We start from the raw sequence: 22,031 nt of genomic DNA, 5'->3' as shown, positions 1-22,031 counted from the left end.
AGGTGCTTGGTTTGAAAGATCCGTTCTGTGGTCAGCTGACCACAGTGAGGGGCCATAGGGGCGCCCAAGATGTCCGGTGGTCAGCTGACCACCACATGGGTCCAGGGCCAAGCGACGCGGTGGTTGGCTGAGGTCAAAGTCCGACCCGGACCGACATGCTCTGAGCATGTTCCTGCTCGCCGTAGTGCCCAGCGGCCTGCTGGACTGACTTGTGGGCTGACTGGCGCATAGCATCTACCAGTGGGATGCCATCACGTCCCGCTTGGATCATGAAGCCGGAACGTGGTCCGTGGGCGCTGAAATCTGCTGGGTCCAGCCCGGCCATCCGGCAGCGCTTCTTAAGGATGAGATTGACCGATTGCGGGGTCAGCTGGTTCGACCTGATAGAACCATCCTTTCGGATTTCCCGGAAGATCGGGCCCGATGTGATCTCCGCAAAATGCATCCAGTCATGGAGGGCTACAGCAGCGCGGCCTGCGGCGAACATGAAAGCCCCCTGCCCTGCGGTGGTCATTTCCGTTCGTCCCAGTGCAATGCGAATGCAGGTCATGGTTGGAGACGCTGGATCGGCTGGTCGGAGCTTGATCGAATCAACCACCGGGATTTGGGAGTGCCTCAGCGTCGCAACCTCGCTGCGCCGCCGCCCCCCCCGGCCGCGAAGGCAACCAGAAGAATTGCCCGGTCGCGGATGTCGAGTGCCCTCGATCCGCCGCAGGAAGCAAGTAGCCGCTCGAGAACATCTCGGGTAACGGGCTTGCGACTCGTGCGCTGGGGTTCGCGATTTGAGGCCTTCATCGCCAGACGAACGGCCTTCTAGATGCCGGGATGATCAAACGGGGCGTCAACGCCTTTCCACTGGTGCAGGGTCGACCAGTTGGACAGCCGTCGGGATACAGTCTTGGCCGCGTGTGGTCGTTGACTTTCAGGATCTTGCGCTGCCTGAGTTCCTCAATCACGTCGCCGGGCATCCCGTGAGCCGGATCGACAGCCTTCTGATCCGGGTCCCACATGTGATGGGCAATGAACTTCAGGACGAGCTCCGGGTCGACTGGCCATGGGAGGGGGCCTCCGGTCGCGGCGCGGCACTAAGCCTCGAGGTAGGCGAGATCAGAGGCGAGGGCGCGCAGCGTGTTGGCGCCCATTCCCGTATCGGCTAAGTGCTTCAGAGTGGCGACGTCAGCATCGGTCAGGACCTCGGCATAGCGATCGGCCGAGGACATTGGGATGACGGCCGCCAACGCGTCGAGTTGTCTTGCCCCGCTTGAGCTGGTTTGCCGGACTGGACAACACTCTTTGCCCCCTCACCATAGTGCGCCGTCTTCGGATATGATTTGGCCGGACTATGGTCGAGCTCCTCTGATTTGTGAACTGTGACTGAGCAGCCGGGCAAGGGCCCGCCCAGCGTGGAGTCGCACTCCTGCTACATTCCCGTGGTCTGTGCTGCGCCGGCAGATAGGGAAGGAACGCCGCGTGAGCTGGATTACCGATGTCGCGCCAAAGATCAAAACCCTGTTCAAGCGGGATGCGCCTGACAACCTCTGGATCAAGTGCCCGGATTCCGGGCAAGTGGTGTTCCAAAAGGATGTTGAGGCCAACCGATGGGTGATCCCAGGCTCTGGCCACCACATGCGCCTGTCGGCGATCCAGCGCCTGACACTGACCTTCGACGAGGGCCAGTGGACGGACGTGCCAGTCCCAGACGGAGAATCCGATCCGCTGAAGTTCCGAGACACCAAGCGCTACACCGACCGCCTGAAAGAGGCCCGGACGAAAACCGGGTTAGCGGACGCGATCAAAGTCGGCACAGGAACCGTCGAAGGCCTGCCGATGACCGTGGCAGCCCACGACCCAGATTTCATCGGCGGCTCGCTCGGGGTGGCAGCCGGGGAGGCGTTCATCCAAGGTGCCGAAACGGCGATCGAGCGAGCCACTCCCTTTGTGGCGTTCACCGCCTCGGGTGGAGCCCGGATGCAGGAGGGCATCCTATCCCTCATGCAGATGGCACGAACCACGGTACTGATCCAGCGGCTGCGCGAGAGAAAGCTCCCGTATATCGTCGTTCTCACCAATCCGACCACGGGCGGGGTGACGGCCTCTTATGCGATGTTGGGTGATGTCCATATGGCCGAGCCAGGAGCCCTGATCGGGTTCGCCGGACCACGGGTGATCGAGCAGACGATCCGCGAGCACTTGCCCGACGGGTTCCAGAGGGCCGAGTTCCTGAAGGAACACGGCATGGTCGACATGGTGGTCCACCGCCATGATCTGCGCTCGACACTGGCGCGCCTGTGCAGCCTTCTTATGCGACTGCCTGCTAATGGGATCGGGACGACGTCCGATGCCCCGGCGGATGACGGGTCGCATCATCATGAAGCTGACCGTCCGGCACCTTCCATTGAACAGAGCAACCCTTTGTAGGGGAGGGGCCATTCTCTCGCGCAACCATCAGTACCGTCACCGTTTCGGTTGAAGGACGAAGGCGTGGCACCCACTATGGTTAACGAGAGGAAAACGGACTGGAGGGGGAATGGCGCGAAACCCGGTTCGCGATGAGCGTAAAGGAGACCTGTTCGGGGCACCTCCGTTACCTGCCAAGCCAGCCCGCCGGACCTCCCCGCCGAGGCCGGTGCGTGAAGAGACCCGGGCGCCGGAGCCAGTGTCGTTGGGCACGCTCGGCGCGAAGGCAACAAGGCCCGAGATTGACGAACTCCTGGATGGCATGCCGGATCGGGAACTGGCCTATCTCGCGGTAGAGGCTACGCGGCTCGTGAAGCGCAGGCTCGTCCGAAGGCAGGGGAGGGGGCTCTGGCCGATAGGCGCCGGCGGAGGCAAGTCGCCTCTTGATGATGCCCTCTTTCGGATTGGGGGCGAGCTGATGGAGTTTGAGAACCCGGGCGAGACGTGGTGAGCGAATGCGAGCAGCCAGCATCCGTAAGCGGCATGGGTCGGCGAGTAGGGCGGTATTGGGATGCCTCGCCACCAACGTGTAGAAATCTACGAACATCAGGGTATGACGCTCGAAGCTCTGGAGCACTGGCTCCAGCGGAAGCGCCGTCGCGGCTATCGAATCCGTGGCTTGTAGGTCAATTTGACCTACCGGCGACCTGTCCACGACCTGCTGGCAGGTCATCATGACTACCAAGGGTGGCACAAGCTATCCAAGTGTCGCACTTCGAACGCAAACTCTGGTGACAGCATCGCGATCACTGGATTTCGGGGACTGCGAGGCCAATTTTGCGGGCCCGATCGAGTTGGAATTTGACCGAGCTGGCCTTCCATTCTCTCCCGCCCCGTGGCGTCCGCTCTCGCATCCCTTCCAGCTGAGCGCCGATCTCACGCAAGGTAAGGGTCGGGTTAGAGATCGCGATGCCGGCAATCAGGGTCATGATGCGATCGTCCGGCGGACGTCTTCCGGCTTTCCGTAACAACTCCGGCTCAGCCATCCGCTCGGCAACCAATCGCTTGATCGCCCTCCGGAGGCTTTGATCCGTCCACCGCTGGCCTCGTGCATTCAGCACCTGCACGACATCTCGCCAGCTATGGTCCGGCCGCATCTGACGGACGACGGGAAGGAAGGCATCCGCTGCCGTCAAAAGGTCGCCCAGATAGACGCGGTCGCGGGCGAGGGCGGTCTTGCGGATTGCGTCCGGCCGTCCCTCACGCAAACCGGGGTTCCCCGGCCTCTTTCCCTTAGCCACTGCCGCCTTCACGCCAGCCTTCGTGCGCTCCGAGATGAGCGATCGCTCCAGCTGAGCGACGGCGCCCAGGACCTGCAGAGAGAACATGCCTTGCGGGGTCGACGTGTCGATTGGATCCCTGAGGGATTTGAAGTGGGCACCTTTCTCCTCAAGCGTCTCGATCACTTCGAGGAGATGGCTGACCGACCGGGCCAAGCGATCGAGCCGAACGACCACGAGGACTTCGCCCTTCGAGATCTCGCGGATGAGCCGGGAGAGAACCGGCCGAGTTCGGGAGGCGCCGGATCCGTGCTCCTGATGGATAACCTCGCAGCCGGCAGCCTTGAGCTCATCAAGCTGAGCGTCTGTTGCCTGCTCCTCGGTCGAGACGCGGGCGTAGCCAATCAGGCGCTGCCGAGTAGGGGAGGGAGCCATGTGTCAATTTCTGATGAGCTTTCAGCTCTTTGTACATACTTCGCGATCATGAGAAAAGGATCGTTTGAAGACGTTTCTCAAGCCATTTTGCTAACCGGCAGGGGAGGGGAGGGCCGTCGCAGATCAGCCAAAAATGGCTTAAAAAACAATAGCTTCGATCTTCATTTCGTGCCTGTATTAGCCGCTATGAAGTTCTGAGGGCTGCTGGTAGCAACGCGTTCACTCGCAACGAATGTCGCCGAGTAGAATGTCAAATTGCCTCACCCCGTGACGTAGCGAGGCCTTGCCTAGCTTCTCTTTGCCAAGCTACAACCTCTGAGATCAATCACTTAGCTTGAGGGCGCAAGCGTGGCTTTCGGCAGCAGGGCAAGGGAGTTCGACGACGAGGAACGGCTGATCCCCCGTACCTACGACCTCCCGGACCTGCCGTGGGAGACCATCGTCGGTCGGCTCGAGCAGATCACGATCGCCGTTCTCCGGTTCGACGCCCGGCTGGAGGCCTCCGGCTTGGCTGCCGGCTGGCAGTCACGCTGCGACATGACCGAAGCCGTGCGGGCGCTGATCCTCGACGGTCATCTCGTCGATGTCGGCGATCTGGTGCTGCACGATGCCGGCATGGACGTGCGCCACCCCACCCATGAACTGACCCGGGCCGCTGCGGCCCTGAAGTCCCGGCGCACGGCGATGGCGCGCAAGGCGCCCTGGCCCCTCTCGATCGATGGATTGGCGGCTCTGAGAGGCATTGGCGGCGTCGCAGACGAGGTGGCGCAGCGCTCAAAGGTGAAGCGGCCCGATCCAGACGATGACGAGGCCTATCCGCCTCATGCCAACGATGTCGATCCGTGGGCAGCGCACTTTGCCGAAATCGACGCCCTGCTCGACCGCACCAGCAAGGTGCTCGCCGGTGAGACCCCGTTGCGCAAGAACCGCTCGCATCTTGTCTATGATCCGGAACAGGATGAGACTGAGAGCGAGGACCTGTGGCTCGATCTGGTCAAACGGACGTCCCACTGGCCTGCTGTTGCAGCGGCGGCAGTCGCATGGAATGCCTGGCTCGATCTCAACCTCTATACCCGCCAGCCTTGGCTCGGTCTCACGATGGCTGCCTCCATCCTGCGGGCCCGCGGCCTGACGAGCCATCTGCTGCCGCTCGCGGCCGGGTTCAAGCAGTCGAAGTTCCGGCCGCAGGGCAGGGAAGGGGCGAAGGAGAAGCTTGATGGCTACTGCAGCGTCATCGAGGAGGCGCTGACGATCGCCAACAAGGACCTCGACCGGCTGATTCTGGCGCGCGAGCTGATGAACCGGGTCACATCCAAGACCCGCAGCAACTCGAAGCTGCCGGGTTTGGTCGGGCTGTTCCTGTCGCGCCCGCTGGTGACGGTGCCACTTGGGGCCAAGCTGCTCAAGGTCACGCCCAAGGCCATCGACCTGATGCTGGCCCAACTGGGCGGCGCGCTGCCGCGCGAGCTCACCGGCCGCACCCGTTACCGCGCCTGGGGCATCGTTTAGGGTCTCCCGCACAGGTGGCGCCTCCTTGTCGCCTTACTGCCATGCTTCAGGGCTTCCGGACAAACCTCAACTGGGGGAGATAGCTTGTTCGAGGATCATGGGAGCACGCGGATCGATCTAGCATGTCCGCGCTGCCATCAGCTGTTCAAGGTCCGGTTGCGGAAACTTCACTTTGGGGCTGATCTGACCTGTCGGCTGTGCCGGCACGAATTCGCCGCCAGGGAGATCTCGGATCGTCCTGAGGTTCAGGAGGCGCTGGATCGCATGCAACAGATTGTGAAGCAACGCGCGCGACCTATGCAGCCTCGCAGCACCAGGGGCGACGCCGAAGACCATGATGGCGAGATCCAGGACCACCACAGCGCTCGCACGACGAGGCCTGCCCGACATCAGAATGAGGACGGGGTAAGAGCATCACGCTTGATAGCAAGGCCTGCACGGCGCACGAGCTAGCGCCTGACGTGAACAGTCAGGATCGCTCAGGTGCAGCTCTCCCTATGGCCGGCCGAACCGTCGATGATGGCAGAGATCAACGACAGGCTGGAATCTCGGCTTTCTGACAAGCTGTAACGCAGCGGACGCAGCACAGAGCTTGACCGTAACAACATACCAGTTTCAGCCATAATCATCATGTTTGTTGGAGGCCTTGGCGCCGAATCGGTCGGCGCGTCATAGGGCCTGAAATGACCCGCGCTCTGGCTCTCGCCACTGCTCTCCTGTTCACCTGCCTCTCCCACGTACCCACAGCACAAGCCGCAGACCCGGTGCACTTCTGGGATCTCCAGCCGCGGTCGCTCCGTCTTCTCGTGGCATCGCCACAAGTGATGGTCACCCGCACCACAACCGGATGGGACGCCTATTGCCGCTGCCCCGTCGTGCTCGCACCATCAGAGATCCCCGAGGTGATGAAGAAGGCTATCGTGGCTGTTGAGGACAAACGTTACTTCGACCACGGCGGGGTCGATGTTGTTTCCCTGCTCTCCGTGCTCAAAGGAGGTCTCAGCCGGGGTGGCAGCACGATCCCGATGCAGCTCCTCAAGAACTTGGTCTTCCACGATCTCAGAGCGAGTGATGTGCTCAGCCGCCTCGAGCGCAAAGGCGCGGAGGTCTGGTACGCCGGGCTCTTCGATGAGGCGATTGGCAAAGAGGAACTTCTGGCCGCCTATCTCAACCAGATTGAGTTCGGCGGACGCGACATCGTCGGGCTCTACCGGGCGAGCCGGCACTACTTCCGCAAAGAGCCTCAGGATCTAACACTCTACGAGGCGGCACTTCTGGCCGGCATGGTCAAAGCCCCTGCACGCCTGAACCCGCTTCGGGAGAAGACCCGCGACCAGGCGCGCGAGCGTGCGCTTCTCGTCCTGAGGCTGATGGCGGAGCAGGGCTTGATCACCGACAAGGAACGCCGCCAGGCTGAGAAGGCAGGCATCCGCCCTGGCATGCTGCCGGAGTTCAAGATCCAGCCGCAGGCCTTCACTGAATGGGTCGTGGCGACCTGGGGGGACAAGTACGTGCAGCCGGGGGAGACGGTCCGGTTCTTCGTCACTTTGGACCCTCGCATCCAGCATATGGCGGAGCACCAGCTCAGCAGGCTCGTCAAGGACAAGGCTGTCCCACCCGCGTATGACGCCGGCGCGGTGATGATGGCTCCGAACGGACGGGTGCAGGCGATGGTCGGCTCTGTCGACTGGGCTGAGCGACAGTTCAACAATGCCGTGAAGGCCCGTGTGCAGACCGGCTCGACGGCGAAGCTGCCGCTGCTGATTGCCGCCTGCGAGGCCGGCAAAACCCCTGAAAGCCGCGTCCTCGACCAGCCCGTCACAGGAAATTGGCCTTCGAACGGCGAACTGGGCTACCGCGGTTGGACGACGCTGAAGGAGGCGATTGCCTCGTCACGCAATGCCGCGGCGGTGCGGCTGGCGCGAGAGATCGGAGCCGACACCCTCGCGGACGTCAGCCGACGCATCGGCATCGATCCTGGTCGGATGGATGATCCAAGCTTCATCCTCGGCTCTTACTCGAGCCACGTCATGACCATGACAGCAGCCTACGCGTCCGTGGCCAATGGCGGCTACCGGGTCACCCCGTCGGGAGTGCTTGCGGTGATTGACGGGCGGGGCCAGGTCAGAGCTGACTTTCTGACGACCATGCGCAAGAGGGTCATTCCGGAGGAGTGTGTCGAGCCGACACAGACGGTTCTCCGCGAGGTGGTTCAGAGCGGGACCGGGCGCGCGGCACGGTTGAGAGACTGGGCAACCTACGGCAAGACCGGGACATCAACCGGTAACACTGATGCCTGGTTTATCGGCTGGAGTGAGCAGCACGTGCTCGGGATCTGGATGGGCCGGCGGCACGGCGAGACCGGGCCCGCACTTGCCGGCGCTGGTGCCCCCGCGGCTTACTTCGGACGTGTTGCCAATGCGGTGAATGACTGGAGCGAGCGGCGACAGAAACGTGAGGAGCAACGACTGGCGAGCGCGCGGACCAAGCGGCATGCTGAACCGGGAAAGATGACTGATTGGCTCTCTGTGCTCTGGCCGTCCGTGGCCCTCCCGAAGGGGCCATCCGCTCACGATCCTGTTCCTGGAGGGAAAAGGACGTGAGCCCGTCAGGCCTGGAAAGGCGGTGCTCATGACAACGTTGACACAAAGCCTTCGTGCGGCGGCTGCGTTCGTTGGCTTGTGTCTGCTCTTACCAGCCGCCGCAGCCGAGCCAGAGAGCTGCCCAGGATTGATCGCCTTACGAGAGGCTCTGTTCTCCTGGGCTGCCATGCGCCAGGATGAGGTTGGCCTGACGTTTGTTGGCCACGCCACCTTCATGATCGAAACACCGCAAGGGGTGCGGATCGCCACCGACTACAACGACGGCACTCGTCCACCCATCACGCCCGATGTGGCCACGATGAACAAGGCCCATTCCACCCACTTCAGCTATCATCCGGATTCGGGGATCAAGCATGTGCTCCGAGGCTGGAACCCTGCCGGAGGTCCTGCCTACCATGACCTGACGGTGGAGGATGTGCGCATCCGGAATGTCTCAACCAACATCCGCAGCTTCGGTGGAGCAACGGAATACGACGGCAACTCGATCTTCGTGTTCGAGACCGCCCAGCTGTGCATCGCCCATCTCGGCCATCTGCATCACACCCTCACGCCCGAGCATCTGAAGAAACTGGGGCGCATTGACGTTCTGCTGGTGCCGGTGGATGGCGGCTACACGCTCGAGACCTTCGACATGATGGAGGTGCTGCGCGCGATCAACGCGCCGCTCATGATCCCGATGCACTTCTTCGGTCCGTCGACGCTCAACCGGTTTCTCGACTCGGCCCGGGAGCACTTTGCAGTGGAGTTCAGTAACACGGCGGCCATCACCCTGTCGCGCGCCACAATGCCGAAGAGCCCCAAAATCCTGGTGCTGCCGGGGCATTGAGTGGTGGCCGAGCCCGTGCATTAGGCGCTCTGACTTTTAATCAGAGGGTCCTGGGTTCGAGTCCCAGCGCGCTCTCCAAAAATATCAAAGGGTTACCGGCGTAGGCCCTTTGCGCTGTTTTCTCCCAGGTAGCCAATAGGTAGCCAGACGTTGGGGCAAGGGAGGCTCGCCCGTGTTCGAGCCAAGCCGAACCGGAGAGCAGGAACGACGAAGTGAGTCGTTCTAAGCCTATCCTCCGTCCACTCCCGGCTTATTCTTAAGTGTTGTCACGGAACGGTCCGTGATGAAGCCAGAATGGTCTGGTCTCGCGCGATGAGCAGACCTTCATCTGGCATGTCTGTACTTTCCAACTTGAACCGATGCAGACCTTCCGGAGCGAACTCGATTCAGCTCACGGATTCAGATGATCGGCTCCATCGCGCGGAATCGGTGCAAGCCTATCAAGTAGGATCTCTGCATCACGCAGAGCGGATATCTCAAAGCCATCCTTGAACAGGCTGCAGATCGGAGCGAGAAGGTCATGAGCCGCTTGCGTCCGGTGTTGATTGCTCCACAACCGAGCAAGGCTCATTGCCACCTGCAATTCCCAAAGCCTTGCGTTCTGACCCCTCGCTAAGGCGAGAGCTCGGTGGAAGCAGAGTTCTGCTTCCTGCTGATCAGGCTCGCTCCTTGCCAGCAGCAACTCACCCCGAACCCGATGAAGCTCTGCTTCAATCCATTGGCCTCCCGTGTGTCGGATCTGGGTCAGGGCGGCCTCCACGAGGCCAAGGCCTTCCTGCGCACTATCTTCTCGCCTGCTGGCGTCAGCCAGCAGGCCGAGGAAATAGGGCGACCACATTTCCGCGCCTGTCGCTCGGTAGTCGGCCAAACCTTGCCGCATCTCCGCAAGGCCGTCAGCCACTCGCCCGACTTCAGCCTGTGCCCAGCCATGGACGACTGAGCCCGCGGCTCGATAAAGAGGAAAGCCCTGTTCTGTCCCGAGTGCGATTGCCGCCTGCGCTTGAGTCTCGGCATTGTGTGGGTCCCGCAGAAGTTGGTCAAAGATGCACCCCCAAGCCAGGGCGACCGCCGCCGTCCCAGGATGCTCGAGCTCACCCACATGAGCCGGCACGCGGCGGCTAAGGGCCAGAGCCTGATCAGGATCTCCAAGAATGAGATACAGATGCGACAGCCAGGACAAGCACATCACCCGCGTGTCGATGGCATAAACGAGGCCCGAGCCGCGGTCCCGCACCGGATCGTAAAGGGCGAGCGCCGCCTCAAATGCGTCGCGGCTCTCGGCAAAGCGGCCGCACTGGCACAATGTCGAACCAACCATGCGATGACCAATCATCTGCGCAGCCGCGTTGAGCCGCTCCCGGCCTAAGCGCAGCAGTTCGCACGCGATCTCGTGCGCCTCCCTCAGCTCGCCGCGCTGGAAATAGAACACCGATTGCCCATAAAGGACTGGAAAGAGCTGCGGAACATCGCCGAGTTCAAGGCAGAGTTCGCGCGCCCGTGCGTAGGCCCGGCCGGTCTCGGGCGCGGCAAATCCCTTCCCGGCGATGGAGGCCTGACCAAGTGCCAGTTGCAGACGGAGCTCGTGCTGTTGACGCTCTTGCCCCAAAGCAAGACTCCGCAATACAGCCAGCCCTTCGGTCAGGTGCGTGACCGCTTCGGCCATCGCAGAGCGGGCAAGCGCCTGTTCTCCGGCCCGGCGCCAGTACTCGACCGCCTGTTCCGTGAGTCCAGCCTCGGTATAGTGTCGAGCAAGCAACTCCGGCTCCATATCCCAGGACTCGGGGAAGTGCTCCTCCAGCGCTTGCGCGATGCTGGCGTGCAACTGCTGCCGCCGATCCTTGAGCAGGCTCTCGTGAGCTGCATCCCGCACCAGAGCGTGCTTGAACGCGTAGTGGGTCTCGGGCGGCGTGCCACGCCGGAAGATGAGTTCGGCGGCGGTGAGCCGGTCGAGCGCGGACTGCAGGTCCGCTTCCGACACTGGAGAGACTGCCGCAACAAGCGAGTACGAAAACTCCCGCCCGACGCAGGCTGCTACCTGCGCCACTTCTCTCACGCCCGTCACCCGGTCGAGCCGGGCCAGGAGCGAGGCATAGAGCGAAACTGGCACGGCTCCTGGGGCTGTCATTCCGGCCTCCAGCACCGCCTTGGTCAACTCCTCGATGAAGAGCGGCACGCCGTCGGTTCGGGCTGCGATCTCCCTGAGCACGGCGGGCGGCAAGCTTTGGCTGCCGCTCAGGCGCGAGACGATCGCTTCTGTCGAGCCGCGGCCGAGGCGGTTAAGGGTGAGGCGCGTCACATGCGGGTGGCCCCCCAGGTTCGGCTGGTTATCGGGCCGGCTTGTCAGCACCATCAGGACCCGGGCATTCGCAATCCGATCCAGGACCTGGCTAAAGAGCTCAAGGGTCGTGGGATCGATCCAATGGACGTCCTCAATCACGATCAGAACAGGGTGCCGACGCTCGAGCCCGAGGAGCTGCTGGATCAACGCAGCCTGTGTGCGGGCACGCCGTTGCTGGGAACTCAGCTCCTGAAAGGGATAGGGCGATTCCGCCTCGATACCGAGCAGGGAGGCGATCAACGGAGCGGCCTCGGAAACATCATCCGTTCCTCGGCGCAACAGTGCCTCGGTCTTCTGCCATTTCTGCTCGTCACCGTCCTCGGGTACGAACCCGGCTGCAAAGCCGAGCTGTTGCACGACCGGCCATAGCGGCGTACCGGTGTATTGAGGTGAGCACTGATAGCGCAGGACGATGTGAGGGTCCTCGGCAGTCTCATCCAGCAAGGCCTGCACCAGGCGGGACTTGCCGATGCCTGCCTCACCGACCACCAGCACTGCTTGGCCTTCGCCGGCAACGGATTGGCGCCACCGCTCCAGAACCAGCGCCAGCTCCTGATCGCGTCCGAACATGGGTAACGAGCGATCTGGGTGACGCGCCTCGAACCGGCTCTCGGCCAAACGGGGGCGAAGAACCTCGAAGCTGTTGACCGGTCGATCGAACCCCTTGAGATAGACGGGACCGAGATCGCGCAAATCAAATGTGTCACCGAGAAGCCGGCGTGTGCCGGCGGCAATTACTACGGCGCCTGCGGGGGCGGCTTCCTGCAGCCGCGCAGCCAGGTTCGGCGTTTCACCAACCACAGCTTCCTCGCGAGCCGCGCCCTCACCAATGAGGTCGCCGACGATGACGAGGCCCGTGGCAATACCCACCCGCGCCGCAATCGGCTCCCCGAACGGAGTGGAAAGCCGCCCGACAGCCTGAACGATGGTCAAGCCGGCCTGTACGGCACGCTCAGGATCGTCCTCGTCCGCGCTAGGCCAGCCGAAATAGGCCAGCACCCCATCGCCCATCAGCTTGGCAAGGTTTCCTCCCAGGCGAGCGATCTCACCGGTCACGGCGTTCTGATAGGCATGCAGGACCTTCCGCATATCCTCCGGGTCGAGGCGAGACGAGAGAGCGGTTGAACCGACCAAGTCGACGAACATGACGGTCAATTGTCGCCGCTCGGCTTGAGGCGTACGATCCAGCACAACCTTGGGTTTCTCTTCATCTGGCTTGGTCAGCTCTGGGATAGCGGCCAGAAGCCGCTTGCGGTGACCGAGCGACAGAATGCCGAGTTCGCGCAGGTCACCGTCGGTCAACGTCGGAAGCAGGCTCGCGTCGATGTCGTTGTCGCGGAACGCCTGCTCGTACTGACCAAGCCCCAAGCCTTGCAGCCACGCTTTGATGCCTACCGCATCCCCATATCAGGACCTCTCGCCTCGCTTCGAATACAGTCTACACAAAAATGACCGACCCCGCATGGCTTGCAGCAGCGAGAAATCCAACCAGCTCTCCTGTCACTTCTCGGAACGAGCAGCTTGGTCAGATTGCGCCAGGAGGACGGTACCTTGCCGACGCCGGGAAGCGGCCAAGCCAGCTCCCTCTTCCGATGTGATTGCCCGCCTACTTTCTTGCCCCACAACTGCAGTTCGGCTGCAGCTGTGGGCTACAATAATTGGCAACCTGGAGCCTACAGGGAGAAGCGCCCATGAAACGCCGTCAGTTCTTGGCCACCGCAACCGGCGGCATTGCCGCCAGCATCCTGCCGGCCCCCGCGATTGCTCAAGCCATGCCCGACGTTCGCTGGCGCTTGCAATCCGCCTTTCCGAAGTCGCTTGATACACTCTGGGGAGGTGCCGAGCTGTTCTGTCGTGTCGTCTCCGACCTGACAGATGGCCGTTTCCAGATCCAGCCCTTTGCTGCGGGCGAGATCGTCGGTACCTTCCAGGTTGCTGATGCTGTGGGGGATGGCACGGTCGAGGCCGGCCATGCCACCACATACTACTATGTGGGCAAAGACCCCACATTCGCACTTCCCTGTGACTTTCCGTTCGGGCCAAATGCTCGCCAGAAGAACGCATGGATGTACCATGGCGGTGGCCTGGACCTGTGCAACGAGTTCTTCGCCAAATACAGAATGTACGCGGTTCCGGCCGGCAACACCGGTGCCCAGATGGGCGGATGGTTTCGGAAGGAGATCAAGACTGTTGCAGACCTGCAGGGTCTCAAGATACGCATTGGGGGCCTCGGCGGCCAGGTGCTACAGCGGCTTGGGGCTGTTCCACAGCAGATCGCCGCTGGCGATATCTATCCGGCTCTTGAGCGTGGTACGATCGATGCGGCGGAGTTCGTTGGACCCTACGATGATGAGAAGCTTGGGTTCAGCAAGGTTGCCCCCTTCTATTACTACCCGGGCTGGTGGGACGGCGGTCCGGTCATTCACGTGATGATCAACATCGATCGATGGAACGCGCTCCCCAAGCTATACAAAGCGGCGGTCAACGCCGCCGCGGCACAGACGAATGTGGATACGTTAAGTAAGTACGACGCTCGTAACCCAGCGGCCATACGCCGGCTGTTAGGGGCTGGGGCGCAACTGCGCCCGTTCAGCCCTGAGGTTTTGGAAGCTGCCTTCAAGGCTTCCAACGACCTCTATGACGAGATCTCGGCCAAGAATCCTGATTTTAAGAAGATCTATGATACCGTCCGCGCGTTCCGGAATGAGGAGTATCTCTGGTTCCAGATTGCCGAGTACGCCTATGACAGCTTCCTGATCCGTTCCCGAGGAAAGTGATCTGCGCGGGGCCGGCAGCGAGGCCATCTCACCTCGGCATTCTCTGAGGGGCTAAAATACCGTGTTAGCGCACTCTGGCGCAGCAGAAGGTCCACGTGTGAAGCAACTTGGGTCCTACAGGGGAGACCTTACCTCGAGTTCCGGATTTTGTGCACTGCCTCCAGCAATTATTCTCATTGCTGGCGGATTGAAACTGTCACGCAGCTGTCGCCGCCCCGCAAACCGCACTGTCGCGACGACATTGCGAATATTGCATAATGGCACTCCTCGGACGAAAGCATTTGGCCAGCTCAAGGCATGTCAGCCGACCTTCATTTCACTTGCCGTTCGTTACACTTTGACCCAAACCAGACAGTCGCTAGAGCGTAATTTCGACAGCTTGATTTCGGTTGTGGTGGAGTTGACTGCTCCGAACCGTCGCGCGCTCCCAGTCCAAAGCGTCACGCGCAATCCCTCGCCTGTGAGCTATCTTCTGGTATCCTTTCGTGAAGACGGAGGCCAGCCATGCGGATCGCAGTGATTGGGGCAGGCGGGATCGGTGGATATGTGGGCGCGCTGCTTGCAGCCGCTGGCGAGGACGTGGCCTTTGTGGCTCGCGGTGCTCACCTCGATGCCATGCGTCGCGACGGTCTGCGTCTTGAGAGCCCCACCGGTGACCTGCATCTACCGGGCGTGATGGCCACGGATGACCCCGCTGAGATCGGCCCAGCGGACCTCGTGCTGTTTACTGTCAAGCTCTATGACAGCGAGGCAGCCGCAGCGGCACTTGCGCCTCTGGTCGGCCCACACACCCGCGTAGTGACGCTGCAAAACGGGATCGACAGCCTCGACATCCTCTCGCGCTTTGTTCCCCCTGAGTAACTTATTGGCGGATCGATCTATGTCACAGCCGTGATTGCGCGGCCGGGGGTGATCAGTGTTCCAGGAGGAGCCAGGCGCCTGCTGGTCGGGAACGCTGCCGATCCCGTGATCGAGGCTCTTCAGGCGGCCTGTGAGCGGGCGGTCGGCATCGAGATGGAGGCGGTAGCCGAGATCACCCCCATGCTGTGGGAGAAGTTTGTGATGCTCTGCGCCTTTGCCGGAGCGACTGCCCTTATGCGGGCGGGCATTGGGGCGATCCTGGCTGATCCAGAGGCCAGGACCTTCCTTGAGCAGCTCCGCGATGAGGGTTTGGCAGTGGCGGTGACGTCCGGCCATCCCATCCCGGACGAGCACCAGCGGCGGTTCATGACGCTCTGGGAGAGCCTGCCGCCCGAGGCAAGATCCTCTATGGCCAACGACCTCGCCTGCGGCAAGCCGCTCGAATTGGAATGGCTATCCGGGCGCATGCATGCACTGGGCATGAGCCTTGGTGTGCCGACCCCAGCGCACACGGCCGTGTATCGTGGCCTGCACCTCTACGCGCGGCCCTCGATCAGGAAATCAACGGAGTAGGAGACAGCAAGCTGGCTCGCTGTTCCATGAAGAGCGTTCTCAAACGCACGTAGAAACCGGTCAGAAGTCAAACTGTGGTAGGTTGCGTACCAGCGCAAACGTCGCCTAGTGGCAATCGTGAGACATAAGCGCTTGGTCTGCTTCAGCGCTCAAGAGCCGATGTTCGTCGAGTGGCCGGAACGTGAGGGTTTGACCCACTGCGGACCATCCCGTGGTTGGAAGCTATGCCTGGAGGGAGGGCGGAATGCCATTGCTGTAAATCAGCTTCGAATGCTGCCCCCGAGCCGACTGCCAATAAATGCATGACTTTGCTGGCGAACTCATAGCGTCGGCGGGGTCATGATCGGCGCCGATCATGACCCCGTCGAATTCCATTTTGTGTCGCTAAGCCAAAGCACTGCGCTTCCCTTGCGAGGGGTCAACCTTCGGTGCCGCTTCACACCTGTGCTCGACCGTTACAGGCTTTGATTTTGCGCCTGGTGGCGAGCAGCGTCACTGGCAATCGCCCGAGGCTGAACTGCTTGTCATCAAGGTGCAGCGCTTCTGCGAATTATGCAGCTAAAGCAGGTGCACAGGCGTAAGCTATCCCTGATCCCGAGGAGGGCTTGCCATGCGGTGCCTGCTCCTGGCGGGGGTAATCCCGTGCTGTGTGTTCTCAGCCCTAGCCTCCGAGCGCATGGAGGGCGAAATCGCTTTGTCAGCCCCACAATGCACCTTGTTGGTGGTTCAGACCGGCCCCGGCTTCTCGTTGCTGCGGGAAGATAGCTATTACACCGTACGCGAAGGCGATCAGGTTCGGGGACCGCTCCATGTCCTCGGTTCACACGACGTCGAGATCGTCGGCGAAGTCACATTGGGTGTGACAATCGAAGACTGGGGCCTCAACCTCATTCAGGCAAAAGCGATCTTCTACGCTCGTTGCCAATAGTGACAGTTCTAAAAAGGAAATTCTGCGAAATTACGTCTCGGTACGGGCGATGCCGCTACTCAAGTAGATGATCGGCATGTTATCGGCTTCGGCCAATTTCAGAGCCCGTTCGCGCGCATCTTCGAGCGTGTGGCTGGAGAAACTGCCGGGCGCCTGGCGATCCGGATCAAGGCCCTTCCGGTCACTATGCACTGCTTCCCGATCGCCGGCTTGTGTATGCCTTCAATGAGAATAAACTTCTCTAGATCAGCAGGCTTCTTGCCCTCGGCCCGTTGCTTGAAGTCAGGCATGGATCCCTCCTCTGGCGCGCCTGACCGCGATTATCCACCGGTCTCAGAGATCCTGATAGCCCCGCCTCCGCTCGGCCTGGGCCTCCCACGCCTCTTGCAGAAGAACCGGCGCTATTCGGTTGCCGCTTCAGGCGGTGGATCCTCGGTGAAGCGATAGGCGTCCCACGCGGCTCTGCCCTTCGGGGTGATCCTGTAGCGAACAATCTCGTGGCCATTGGCAGCACGGGTGGCGGCGCGCTCCAGATAGCCCACCGGCACCAGCCTCTTGGCTTGTGCGTCGGTACAGCCATAGGGCAAATGGTCAATGCCGTTTGCAGCCTCCGCCAGCGTACCGAGCATGAAATAGTCTCGTGCCGTCAACTCAAACGCATTGTGGCCCAACCTGAGGTCCTCTTGCAGAACAACGATCACCTGTTCGTAAAGAGATGATATTCTGCATCAGGCCATGGTTGCTCTGGACCTTCGCGCTATGCCTCGGATGAAAAGCGGTAATCACGAAGCTTGGTGCAATTGGTGAGAGACTTGGTAGCCGCGCCGGCTGCGATCTCGTCGGCATGGAACTCGACCAGATCCTGCTCCTTTGTGCCGATCCAGCCGAAAAACGCGTTTCCATACTGACAATTACGCGAATTATTGTCACATCAGAAATTGGCGGCTTCTCCCGTAGTCCGATGCGCCGATATGCATTTGGCTGTATGCTTGGGTCTCATGCGCAACGCTTAATGGCCTGAGTTGAACGACAGCACGCCGCGCGGCCGAGCCGAGGTAAGGCAATGCAACGCCGTTATTTGATCACGTTGTTCGGTAGCGCGGCGATCGCGTGGGCACTGGCGGCACATGCGCAGCCGGCAACGAAGCTGCCTCGGATGACTTTGGTGCACAATTCCGATGTGGGCCGCATTCCGCCCCTGATGCTGGAGTTCAGGCGATGCGCTCGGACACCGGCATGCCCAGGTGGGTCATGATGTTGATGACCTTGCAGCCGATGGCCACCTCGGTCCTTTGCTTTGGCAGAGTCCGGGCGTGGAGGCTGCGGCCAATCACGGTCTTGTAGCGCATCATCGCAACCTCACCCAATGATCGACGGCCGTAGTTCACCGCCTTCTGCCAACCAAGCCGCCCGCGCTCGTGGATCATCTGGAGGTGCCGGTCCCGCTGTGTGGGCGCCGACGCGGCTGTGTTGCTCGGCACCGCCGTTGAGCGGGGCGGGATAATCACGGCAGCGGTAGGATCGCGCTCGGCAATGATGCGGTAGACGGGCTCCCCATCGTACGCGCCATCCGCCGTGACCGAAGCGATCGGGCCCGAGATCTGATCCAGCAAGGGCTCAACCTGCGAGGTATCACCGTCTTCGGTGGTCATCAGCTCTGAGGCGAGGATCTCGCCGGTACCTGGATCAACAGCAAGGTGTAACTTGCGCCAAGTTTGCCCCCATGCTTTTCACGCTGCCATTCGCCGGCGCCGAACACCTTCAGGCCAGTGGAGTCGATCACTACATTCACTGGCCCGCCTGCTGTGCTCAGTGCCTTGGCGACGCTCAGGTCGGCACTGCGGCGAGAGAAGGTGGTGTGATCGGGGACTGGAAGGTCCAGGCCGAGCAGACGCATGATCGAGGCCAGCATTCCCTCAGTCTGGCGCCAGGGCCGCCCAAAAGCCAGCCGCAGCATCAGCCCGGTCTCGACGGCGATTGCGGAGTATTGCTGCGGTCGGCCGCGCCTGCCATTGCGAGGCGGCGTCCATGCAGCAATCGCGGCGGGCGTCACCCACACCGTCAGGTCGCCCCGTTAGCGCAGGGCCGTATCATAGGCGGGCCAGTTCTGCACACGATAGCGAGCCTTTGGAATTTTGTGACGGCGCTTTTCATTGACCTTGTAGGGCATGCGGCTCTCGGCTTCCGGGCGATAAGCCTATACCTCACCGTCAGACGGGCGAAACCCCGAACCGATTTATGCGCCAACGTCGCGCCGAACCCGTCTTCAGTGGGAAGGGCAGCTATGGCACTCGTGGGACCTACGCCGGAGGACAGCCATCCTCGCAGAACCAGACGTTCCCCAAGGCTGGCCAATTTCACTGCCCGACCCGACCTCCAGCGACGTCCGTGACCCTCGATTCCGCTCGAATTCCACCCCCTGGTCAGGCGCCGGCCGAGGCTTGTCCAAGCTCGGTGGCTATGCCGCGCAACGCCTGCTCGAAGGCACCAGCCGGCTGACCGCCGGAGATCAGCCATTTCCCATTTATGATGATGGCGGGGACTGATCGTATGCCGCGGGAGATCCATGCCTGCTCAGCATCGCGGACCTCCTCGGCATAGCGCCCCGACGCCAGGACCTCGCGCGCCTCATCCCCGTCGAGTCCGGCGGCGGCTGCAGCCTCCACCAGCACCCCATGGTCCGACATGTTCGCGCCATCCGTGAAGTTCGCCTTGAACAGGGAGTGCTTCAGCTCCCGTTGGCGCCCGACGGTCCCGGCCCAGTGCAGCAGGCGGTGGGCATCGAACGTGTTGTAGATCCGGCTCTCCTCCGACATGTTGAACGTGAAGCCAACCTCGGCCCCGCGCGATCGGATCATCGCGCGACTGGCGGCCGACTGCTCCGCTGTGGAGCCATATTTCTCCGTGATATGCTCCCCGAGGTTCTGTCCCCCTGCGGGCATTCCGGGATTGAGCTCGAACGGTTGGAAGGTGATGTCGGCCTCCACCGCATCCGCAGCATTGGCCAGCGCCTGCTGGAGCCCCCGCAGGCCGATGACGCACCACGGGCAGGCCACGTCGGAAACAAAGTCGATCTTCAGGTGCTGAGTCATGGCGCTGCTCGTGGTCGTTCTTGGAAAGCGTAAGGTCACGGGATCGGTGAGATACCATAGTGTCGAGACGTCCAGGGATGAACCTTCAAGGCGCTCGTTCACTTTCAAGAGATCCCTACGGCGGGTTCGCGCCACCGGATGCGAAACCGAGGCTTCGCAACCTCACCGATTGAAGCGCAAGGCCTCATCGTGCGTTATAAGCGTCCGGCAACGGGGTTCGCCGATTCCAGATGCTCACCCCGCGGATGCCAGGAGCAGCAGGAATGACCGATACATCCGACTACGTGCCGCCGAAGGTCTGGACCTGGAACAAGGGTAGCGGCGGGAGCCCCGTCACAAGCCTCAACCGGCCGACCGCCGGAGCCACGCACGAGAAGGAACTGCCAGTCGGTTTTCACCCATTGCAGCTCTACTCGTTGGGAACGCCCAACGGCCAGAAGGTCACCATCCTGCTGGAGGAACTGCTGGCACTGGGTCATTCCGGCGCGGAGTACGACGCTTGGCTGATCAGGATTGGTGAGGGCGACCAGTTCGGTAGCGGCTTCGTGGCAGTGAACCCTAACTCCAAGATTCCTGCTCTGGTGGACCGCTCTGGTCCGGATCCAATCCGGGTCTTCGAGTCGGGCGCAATTCTGCTCTACCTCGCGGAGAAGTTTGGCGCCTTCCTGCCGAGGGAGGCCGGCCCGCATGCCGAATGCTTGTCCTGGCTGTTTTGGCAGATGGGAAGCGCACCCTATCTGGGAGGAGGCTTCGGGCATTTCTATGCCTACGCCCCAGTGAAGATCGAGTATGCGATCGATCGGTTCGCGATGGAAACGAAACGGCTGCTCGATGTGCTCGACAGGCGGCTCGCGGACAATGAATATGTGGCGGGATCTGAGTACACGATCGCCGACATGGCCATCTGGCCGTGGTACGGTGGCCTGGTTCAGGGGCGGCTATACGAGGCGGGTGAGTTTCTGTCCGTGCAGGACTACCGGCACGTCCGACGCTGGGCCGATGCGATCGGCGGACGCCCTGCCGTCAAGCGTGGCCGGATCGTAAACCGTGCCTTCGGCGAGCCCTCCGAGCAGTTGCACGAACGACATGATGCCAGCGACTTCGATACCCTGACCCAGGACAAGTTGGCCGGGCGGGGGTAACAACTCGGGAGGGATCATCGCTCTATTGGCAGAGGCAGAAAGCCGATCAGGTCAGCTCCCACAATCAGCAAAGGTGATCAGTCGCATTCCATCACTGCATTGGTTTTCGGTCGGCTGCGCTGATAGGGAACGGCTGAGCCCAATCAGCCTTCGGAGCCCGCCGTGCCCCGCTTTCCGTACGAGACTGTCGACGTCTTCACTGACCGCCCCTTCGGCGGCAATCCGCTCGCTGTCTTCACCGACGCGCGCGGGCTGTCCGACGCGCAGATGCAGGCGCTGGCGGCGGAGATGAACTACAGCGAGACAACGTTCGTCCTGCCAGCCGACGATCCGGCCAATGACGCCCGTGTGCGTATCTTCCATCGCACGGCCGAGATGCCCTTTGCCGGCCATCCCAATGTCGGCACGGCTTATGTGCTGGCGCGCCATGGCCGCGACCGCGACGGTGTGCTGCGGTTCGAGCAGAAGGCTGGCCTCGTCGAGATCGCTGTCGAGCGCGATCCGGCCGGAGCGGTGACAGGGGCCGGAGCGGTGACAGGGGCGGTTATCGCCGCGCCGCAGCCCTTGTCCCTCGGTATGGAGTTGCCTAATGACGAGATCGCCACCTGCGTCGGGCTTTCACGTGACGATATCGCTACAGCAGCCCACAAGCCGGTGCAGGCTTCGGTCGGCGTCAAGTTCGTGCTGACGCAGGTCGCGCCGGAAGCTCTTGCCAGAGCGACGCCTGATCTCGCCGCTTTTCGCAAGCTCGTGCGGCTGCATGGCGATCTGGCCGGACGCTTGTCGCTGTTCCTCTATGCGCGTGACGGCGGCTCGATCCGGGCCCGGATGTTCGCACCGCTCGCAGGCACCTGGGAAGACCCGGCCACGGGAAGCGCCAGCGCCACGCTCGGCGCTCTGCTGCTCTCGCTCGATGGTGGAGACAAGGCCGCCTTCACCATCACTCAGGGCGTCGAGATGGGCCGGCCAAGCCTGCTCAAGGTGACGTCGTGGCGCGCCGAGGATGGCTATCACTCGCGTGTCGGCGGCAATTGCACCCCGATGTTCCGGGGCGAAGCGCTGCTTTAGAGGACCGAGTGCGCGAGGAGCGTCTTTCCGGGACATAAAACGGAACCCGGGAAGAGCCGCCCCTGGCACGTTCCGGACAGGGGGCGAACTTCCGATTTGGACAGGAACATCGGACGTTCCTGTCAGTGAACGAATTTCACTACCTGACCCTAAAGAGACTTTAGCTCGAGTTCGATCGACAGCACTTGGTTGGCAGATCTAT

16 protein-coding genes, 1 tRNA gene and 2 pseudogenes are annotated in these 22,031 nt (G+C 61.9%); 12 read left to right on the top strand and 7 right to left on the bottom strand.

Annotation, left to right across the window (positions count from 1 at the left end):
- Positions 1-133 precede the first annotated feature (133 nt).
- Positions 134-1,220: pseudogene (locus tag BB934_RS39325) on the bottom strand (tyrosine-type recombinase/integrase).
- A 250-nt stretch (positions 1,221-1,470) separates the two neighbouring features.
- Between BB934_RS39325 and accD the strand changes: the two are divergent.
- Together accD and BB934_RS39315 are read left to right on the top strand one after the other, a co-directional pair.
- The gene (gene accD, locus BB934_RS39320; RefSeq protein WP_099515110.1) at positions 1,471-2,418 is read left to right on the top strand and encodes an acetyl-CoA carboxylase, carboxyltransferase subunit beta; all 948 of its coding nucleotides are present in this window, start codon (positions 1,471-1,473) and stop codon (positions 2,416-2,418) included.
- A 109-nt stretch (positions 2,419-2,527) separates the two neighbouring features.
- Positions 2,528-2,908, top strand: a complete 381-nt coding sequence (locus BB934_RS39315; RefSeq protein WP_099515109.1) for a hypothetical protein — start codon at positions 2,528-2,530, stop codon at positions 2,906-2,908.
- 295 nt (positions 2,909-3,203) lie between these two features.
- Here BB934_RS39315 and BB934_RS39310 read toward each other — a convergent pair whose 3' ends face one another.
- On the bottom strand, positions 3,204-4,112 hold the full coding sequence (locus tag BB934_RS39310; protein WP_099515108.1) for a recombinase family protein: 909 nt from the start codon (positions 4,110-4,112) through the stop codon (positions 3,204-3,206).
- Positions 4,113-4,460: 348 nt separating this feature from the next.
- Between BB934_RS39310 and BB934_RS39305 the strand changes: the two genes are divergently transcribed.
- From BB934_RS39305 to BB934_RS39285, 4 genes are all read left to right on the top strand, one after another.
- Positions 4,461-5,621 carry an RHE_PE00001 family protein gene (locus BB934_RS39305; RefSeq protein ID WP_237050734.1) on the top strand — a complete coding sequence of 387 codons (1,161 nt, stop codon included), beginning with the start codon at positions 4,461-4,463 and terminating at the stop codon, positions 5,619-5,621.
- A 683-nt stretch (positions 5,622-6,304) separates the two neighbouring features.
- A complete protein-coding gene (locus tag BB934_RS39295) occupies positions 6,305-8,224 on the top strand; it encodes a transglycosylase domain-containing protein (protein ID WP_099515106.1) in 1,920 nt (639 codons plus the stop codon).
- A 28-nt stretch (positions 8,225-8,252) separates the two neighbouring features.
- Positions 8,253-9,050 (top strand): MBL fold metallo-hydrolase, encoded by a 798-nt coding sequence (locus tag BB934_RS39290; RefSeq protein ID WP_099515105.1) that lies wholly within the window; start codon positions 8,253-8,255, stop codon positions 9,048-9,050.
- Positions 9,049-9,128: transfer RNA gene (locus tag BB934_RS39285), tRNA-Lys, on the top strand. Before BB934_RS39290 ends, BB934_RS39285 begins: the two co-directional genes overlap by 2 nt.
- Before the next feature lie 313 nt (positions 9,129-9,441).
- On the opposite strand, the gene BB934_RS39280 is transcribed toward BB934_RS39285, so the two are convergent.
- Positions 9,442-12,756, bottom strand: coding sequence for an ATP-binding protein (locus BB934_RS39280; protein ID WP_237050733.1), 3,315 nt, complete (start codon positions 12,754-12,756; stop codon positions 9,442-9,444).
- 323 nt (positions 12,757-13,079) lie between these two features.
- On the opposite strand from BB934_RS39280, the gene BB934_RS39275 reads away from it, so the two are divergent.
- From BB934_RS39275 to BB934_RS39265, 4 genes are all read left to right on the top strand, one after another.
- Entirely contained in the window at positions 13,080-14,165 is a 1,086-nt protein-coding gene (locus BB934_RS39275; protein WP_099515103.1) for a TRAP transporter substrate-binding protein, read from the top strand.
- A gap of 504 nt (positions 14,166-14,669) precedes the next feature.
- Entirely contained in the window at positions 14,670-15,026 is a 357-nt protein-coding gene (locus BB934_RS49840) for a ketopantoate reductase family protein (protein ID WP_237050732.1), read from the top strand.
- Positions 15,027-15,074: 48 nt separating this feature from the next.
- Complete coding sequence (locus BB934_RS49835) at positions 15,075-15,599, top strand: ketopantoate reductase family protein (RefSeq protein WP_237050731.1); 525 nt, start codon at positions 15,075-15,077, stop codon at positions 15,597-15,599.
- A 610-nt stretch (positions 15,600-16,209) separates the two neighbouring features.
- Positions 16,210-16,527 carry a hypothetical protein gene (locus BB934_RS39265; RefSeq protein ID WP_099515102.1) on the top strand — a complete coding sequence of 106 codons (318 nt, stop codon included), beginning with the start codon at positions 16,210-16,212 and terminating at the stop codon, positions 16,525-16,527.
- Positions 16,528-16,625: 98 nt separating this feature from the next.
- On the opposite strand, the gene BB934_RS39260 is transcribed toward BB934_RS39265, so the two are convergent.
- From BB934_RS39260 to BB934_RS39245, 4 genes and pseudogenes are all read right to left on the bottom strand, one after another.
- The gene (locus tag BB934_RS39260; protein WP_099515101.1) at positions 16,626-16,817 is read right to left on the bottom strand and encodes a hypothetical protein; all 192 of its coding nucleotides are present in this window, start codon (positions 16,815-16,817) and stop codon (positions 16,626-16,628) included.
- Between the two features lie 111 nt (positions 16,818-16,928).
- A complete protein-coding gene (locus BB934_RS39255; protein WP_099515100.1) occupies positions 16,929-17,156 on the bottom strand; it encodes a hypothetical protein in 228 nt (75 codons plus the stop codon).
- A gap of 582 nt (positions 17,157-17,738) precedes the next feature.
- Positions 17,739-18,697: pseudogene (locus tag BB934_RS39250) on the bottom strand (IS5 family transposase).
- Between the two features lie 253 nt (positions 18,698-18,950).
- Positions 18,951-19,619 carry a DsbA family oxidoreductase gene (locus BB934_RS39245; protein WP_099515099.1) on the bottom strand — a complete coding sequence of 223 codons (669 nt, stop codon included), beginning with the start codon at positions 19,617-19,619 and terminating at the stop codon, positions 18,951-18,953.
- A gap of 263 nt (positions 19,620-19,882) precedes the next feature.
- Here BB934_RS39245 and yghU point away from each other — a divergent pair, with 263 nt between their 5' ends.
- Together yghU and BB934_RS39235 are read left to right on the top strand one after the other, a co-directional pair.
- Positions 19,883-20,761, top strand: a complete 879-nt coding sequence (gene yghU / locus BB934_RS39240; RefSeq protein WP_099515098.1) for a glutathione-dependent disulfide-bond oxidoreductase — start codon at positions 19,883-19,885, stop codon at positions 20,759-20,761.
- A 162-nt stretch (positions 20,762-20,923) separates the two neighbouring features.
- Complete coding sequence (locus BB934_RS39235) at positions 20,924-21,829, top strand: PhzF family phenazine biosynthesis protein (protein ID WP_099515097.1); 906 nt, start codon at positions 20,924-20,926, stop codon at positions 21,827-21,829.
- Positions 21,830-22,031: the final 202 nt, after the last annotated feature.

Origin of the sequence: Microvirga ossetica, assembly GCF_002741015.1 — a bacterium.
Taxonomy (GTDB): Bacteria; Pseudomonadota; Alphaproteobacteria; order Rhizobiales; family Beijerinckiaceae; genus Microvirga; species Microvirga ossetica.
Note: the sequence above shows the minus strand (reverse complement) of the source record. Positions and strands in the feature narration are given on the sequence as shown.

Coding starts and splice junctions, on each gene's coding strand:
- yghU (WP_099515098.1), top strand. CDS start 19,883: ATGACCGATACATCCGACTACGTGCCGCCGAAGGTCTGGACCTGGAAC.
- BB934_RS39315 (WP_099515109.1), top strand. CDS start 2,528: ATGGCGCGAAACCCGGTTCGCGATGAGCGTAAAGGAGACCTGTTCGGG.
- BB934_RS49840 (WP_237050732.1), top strand. CDS start 14,670: ATGCGGATCGCAGTGATTGGGGCAGGCGGGATCGGTGGATATGTGGGC.
- BB934_RS39260 (WP_099515101.1), bottom strand. CDS start 16,817: ATGCCTGACTTCAAGCAACGGGCCGAGGGCAAGAAGCCTGCTGATCTA.
- BB934_RS39245 (WP_099515099.1), bottom strand. CDS start 19,619: ATGACTCAGCACCTGAAGATCGACTTTGTTTCCGACGTGGCCTGCCCG.
- BB934_RS39295 (WP_099515106.1), top strand. CDS start 6,305: ATGACCCGCGCTCTGGCTCTCGCCACTGCTCTCCTGTTCACCTGCCTC.
- BB934_RS39255 (WP_099515100.1), bottom strand. CDS start 17,156: ATGCTCGGTACGCTGGCGGAGGCTGCAAACGGCATTGACCATTTGCCC.
- BB934_RS39275 (WP_099515103.1), top strand. CDS start 13,080: ATGAAACGCCGTCAGTTCTTGGCCACCGCAACCGGCGGCATTGCCGCC.
- BB934_RS39290 (WP_099515105.1), top strand. CDS start 8,253: ATGACAACGTTGACACAAAGCCTTCGTGCGGCGGCTGCGTTCGTTGGC.
- BB934_RS39310 (WP_099515108.1), bottom strand. CDS start 4,112: ATGGCTCCCTCCCCTACTCGGCAGCGCCTGATTGGCTACGCCCGCGTC.
- BB934_RS39265 (WP_099515102.1), top strand. CDS start 16,210: ATGCGGTGCCTGCTCCTGGCGGGGGTAATCCCGTGCTGTGTGTTCTCA.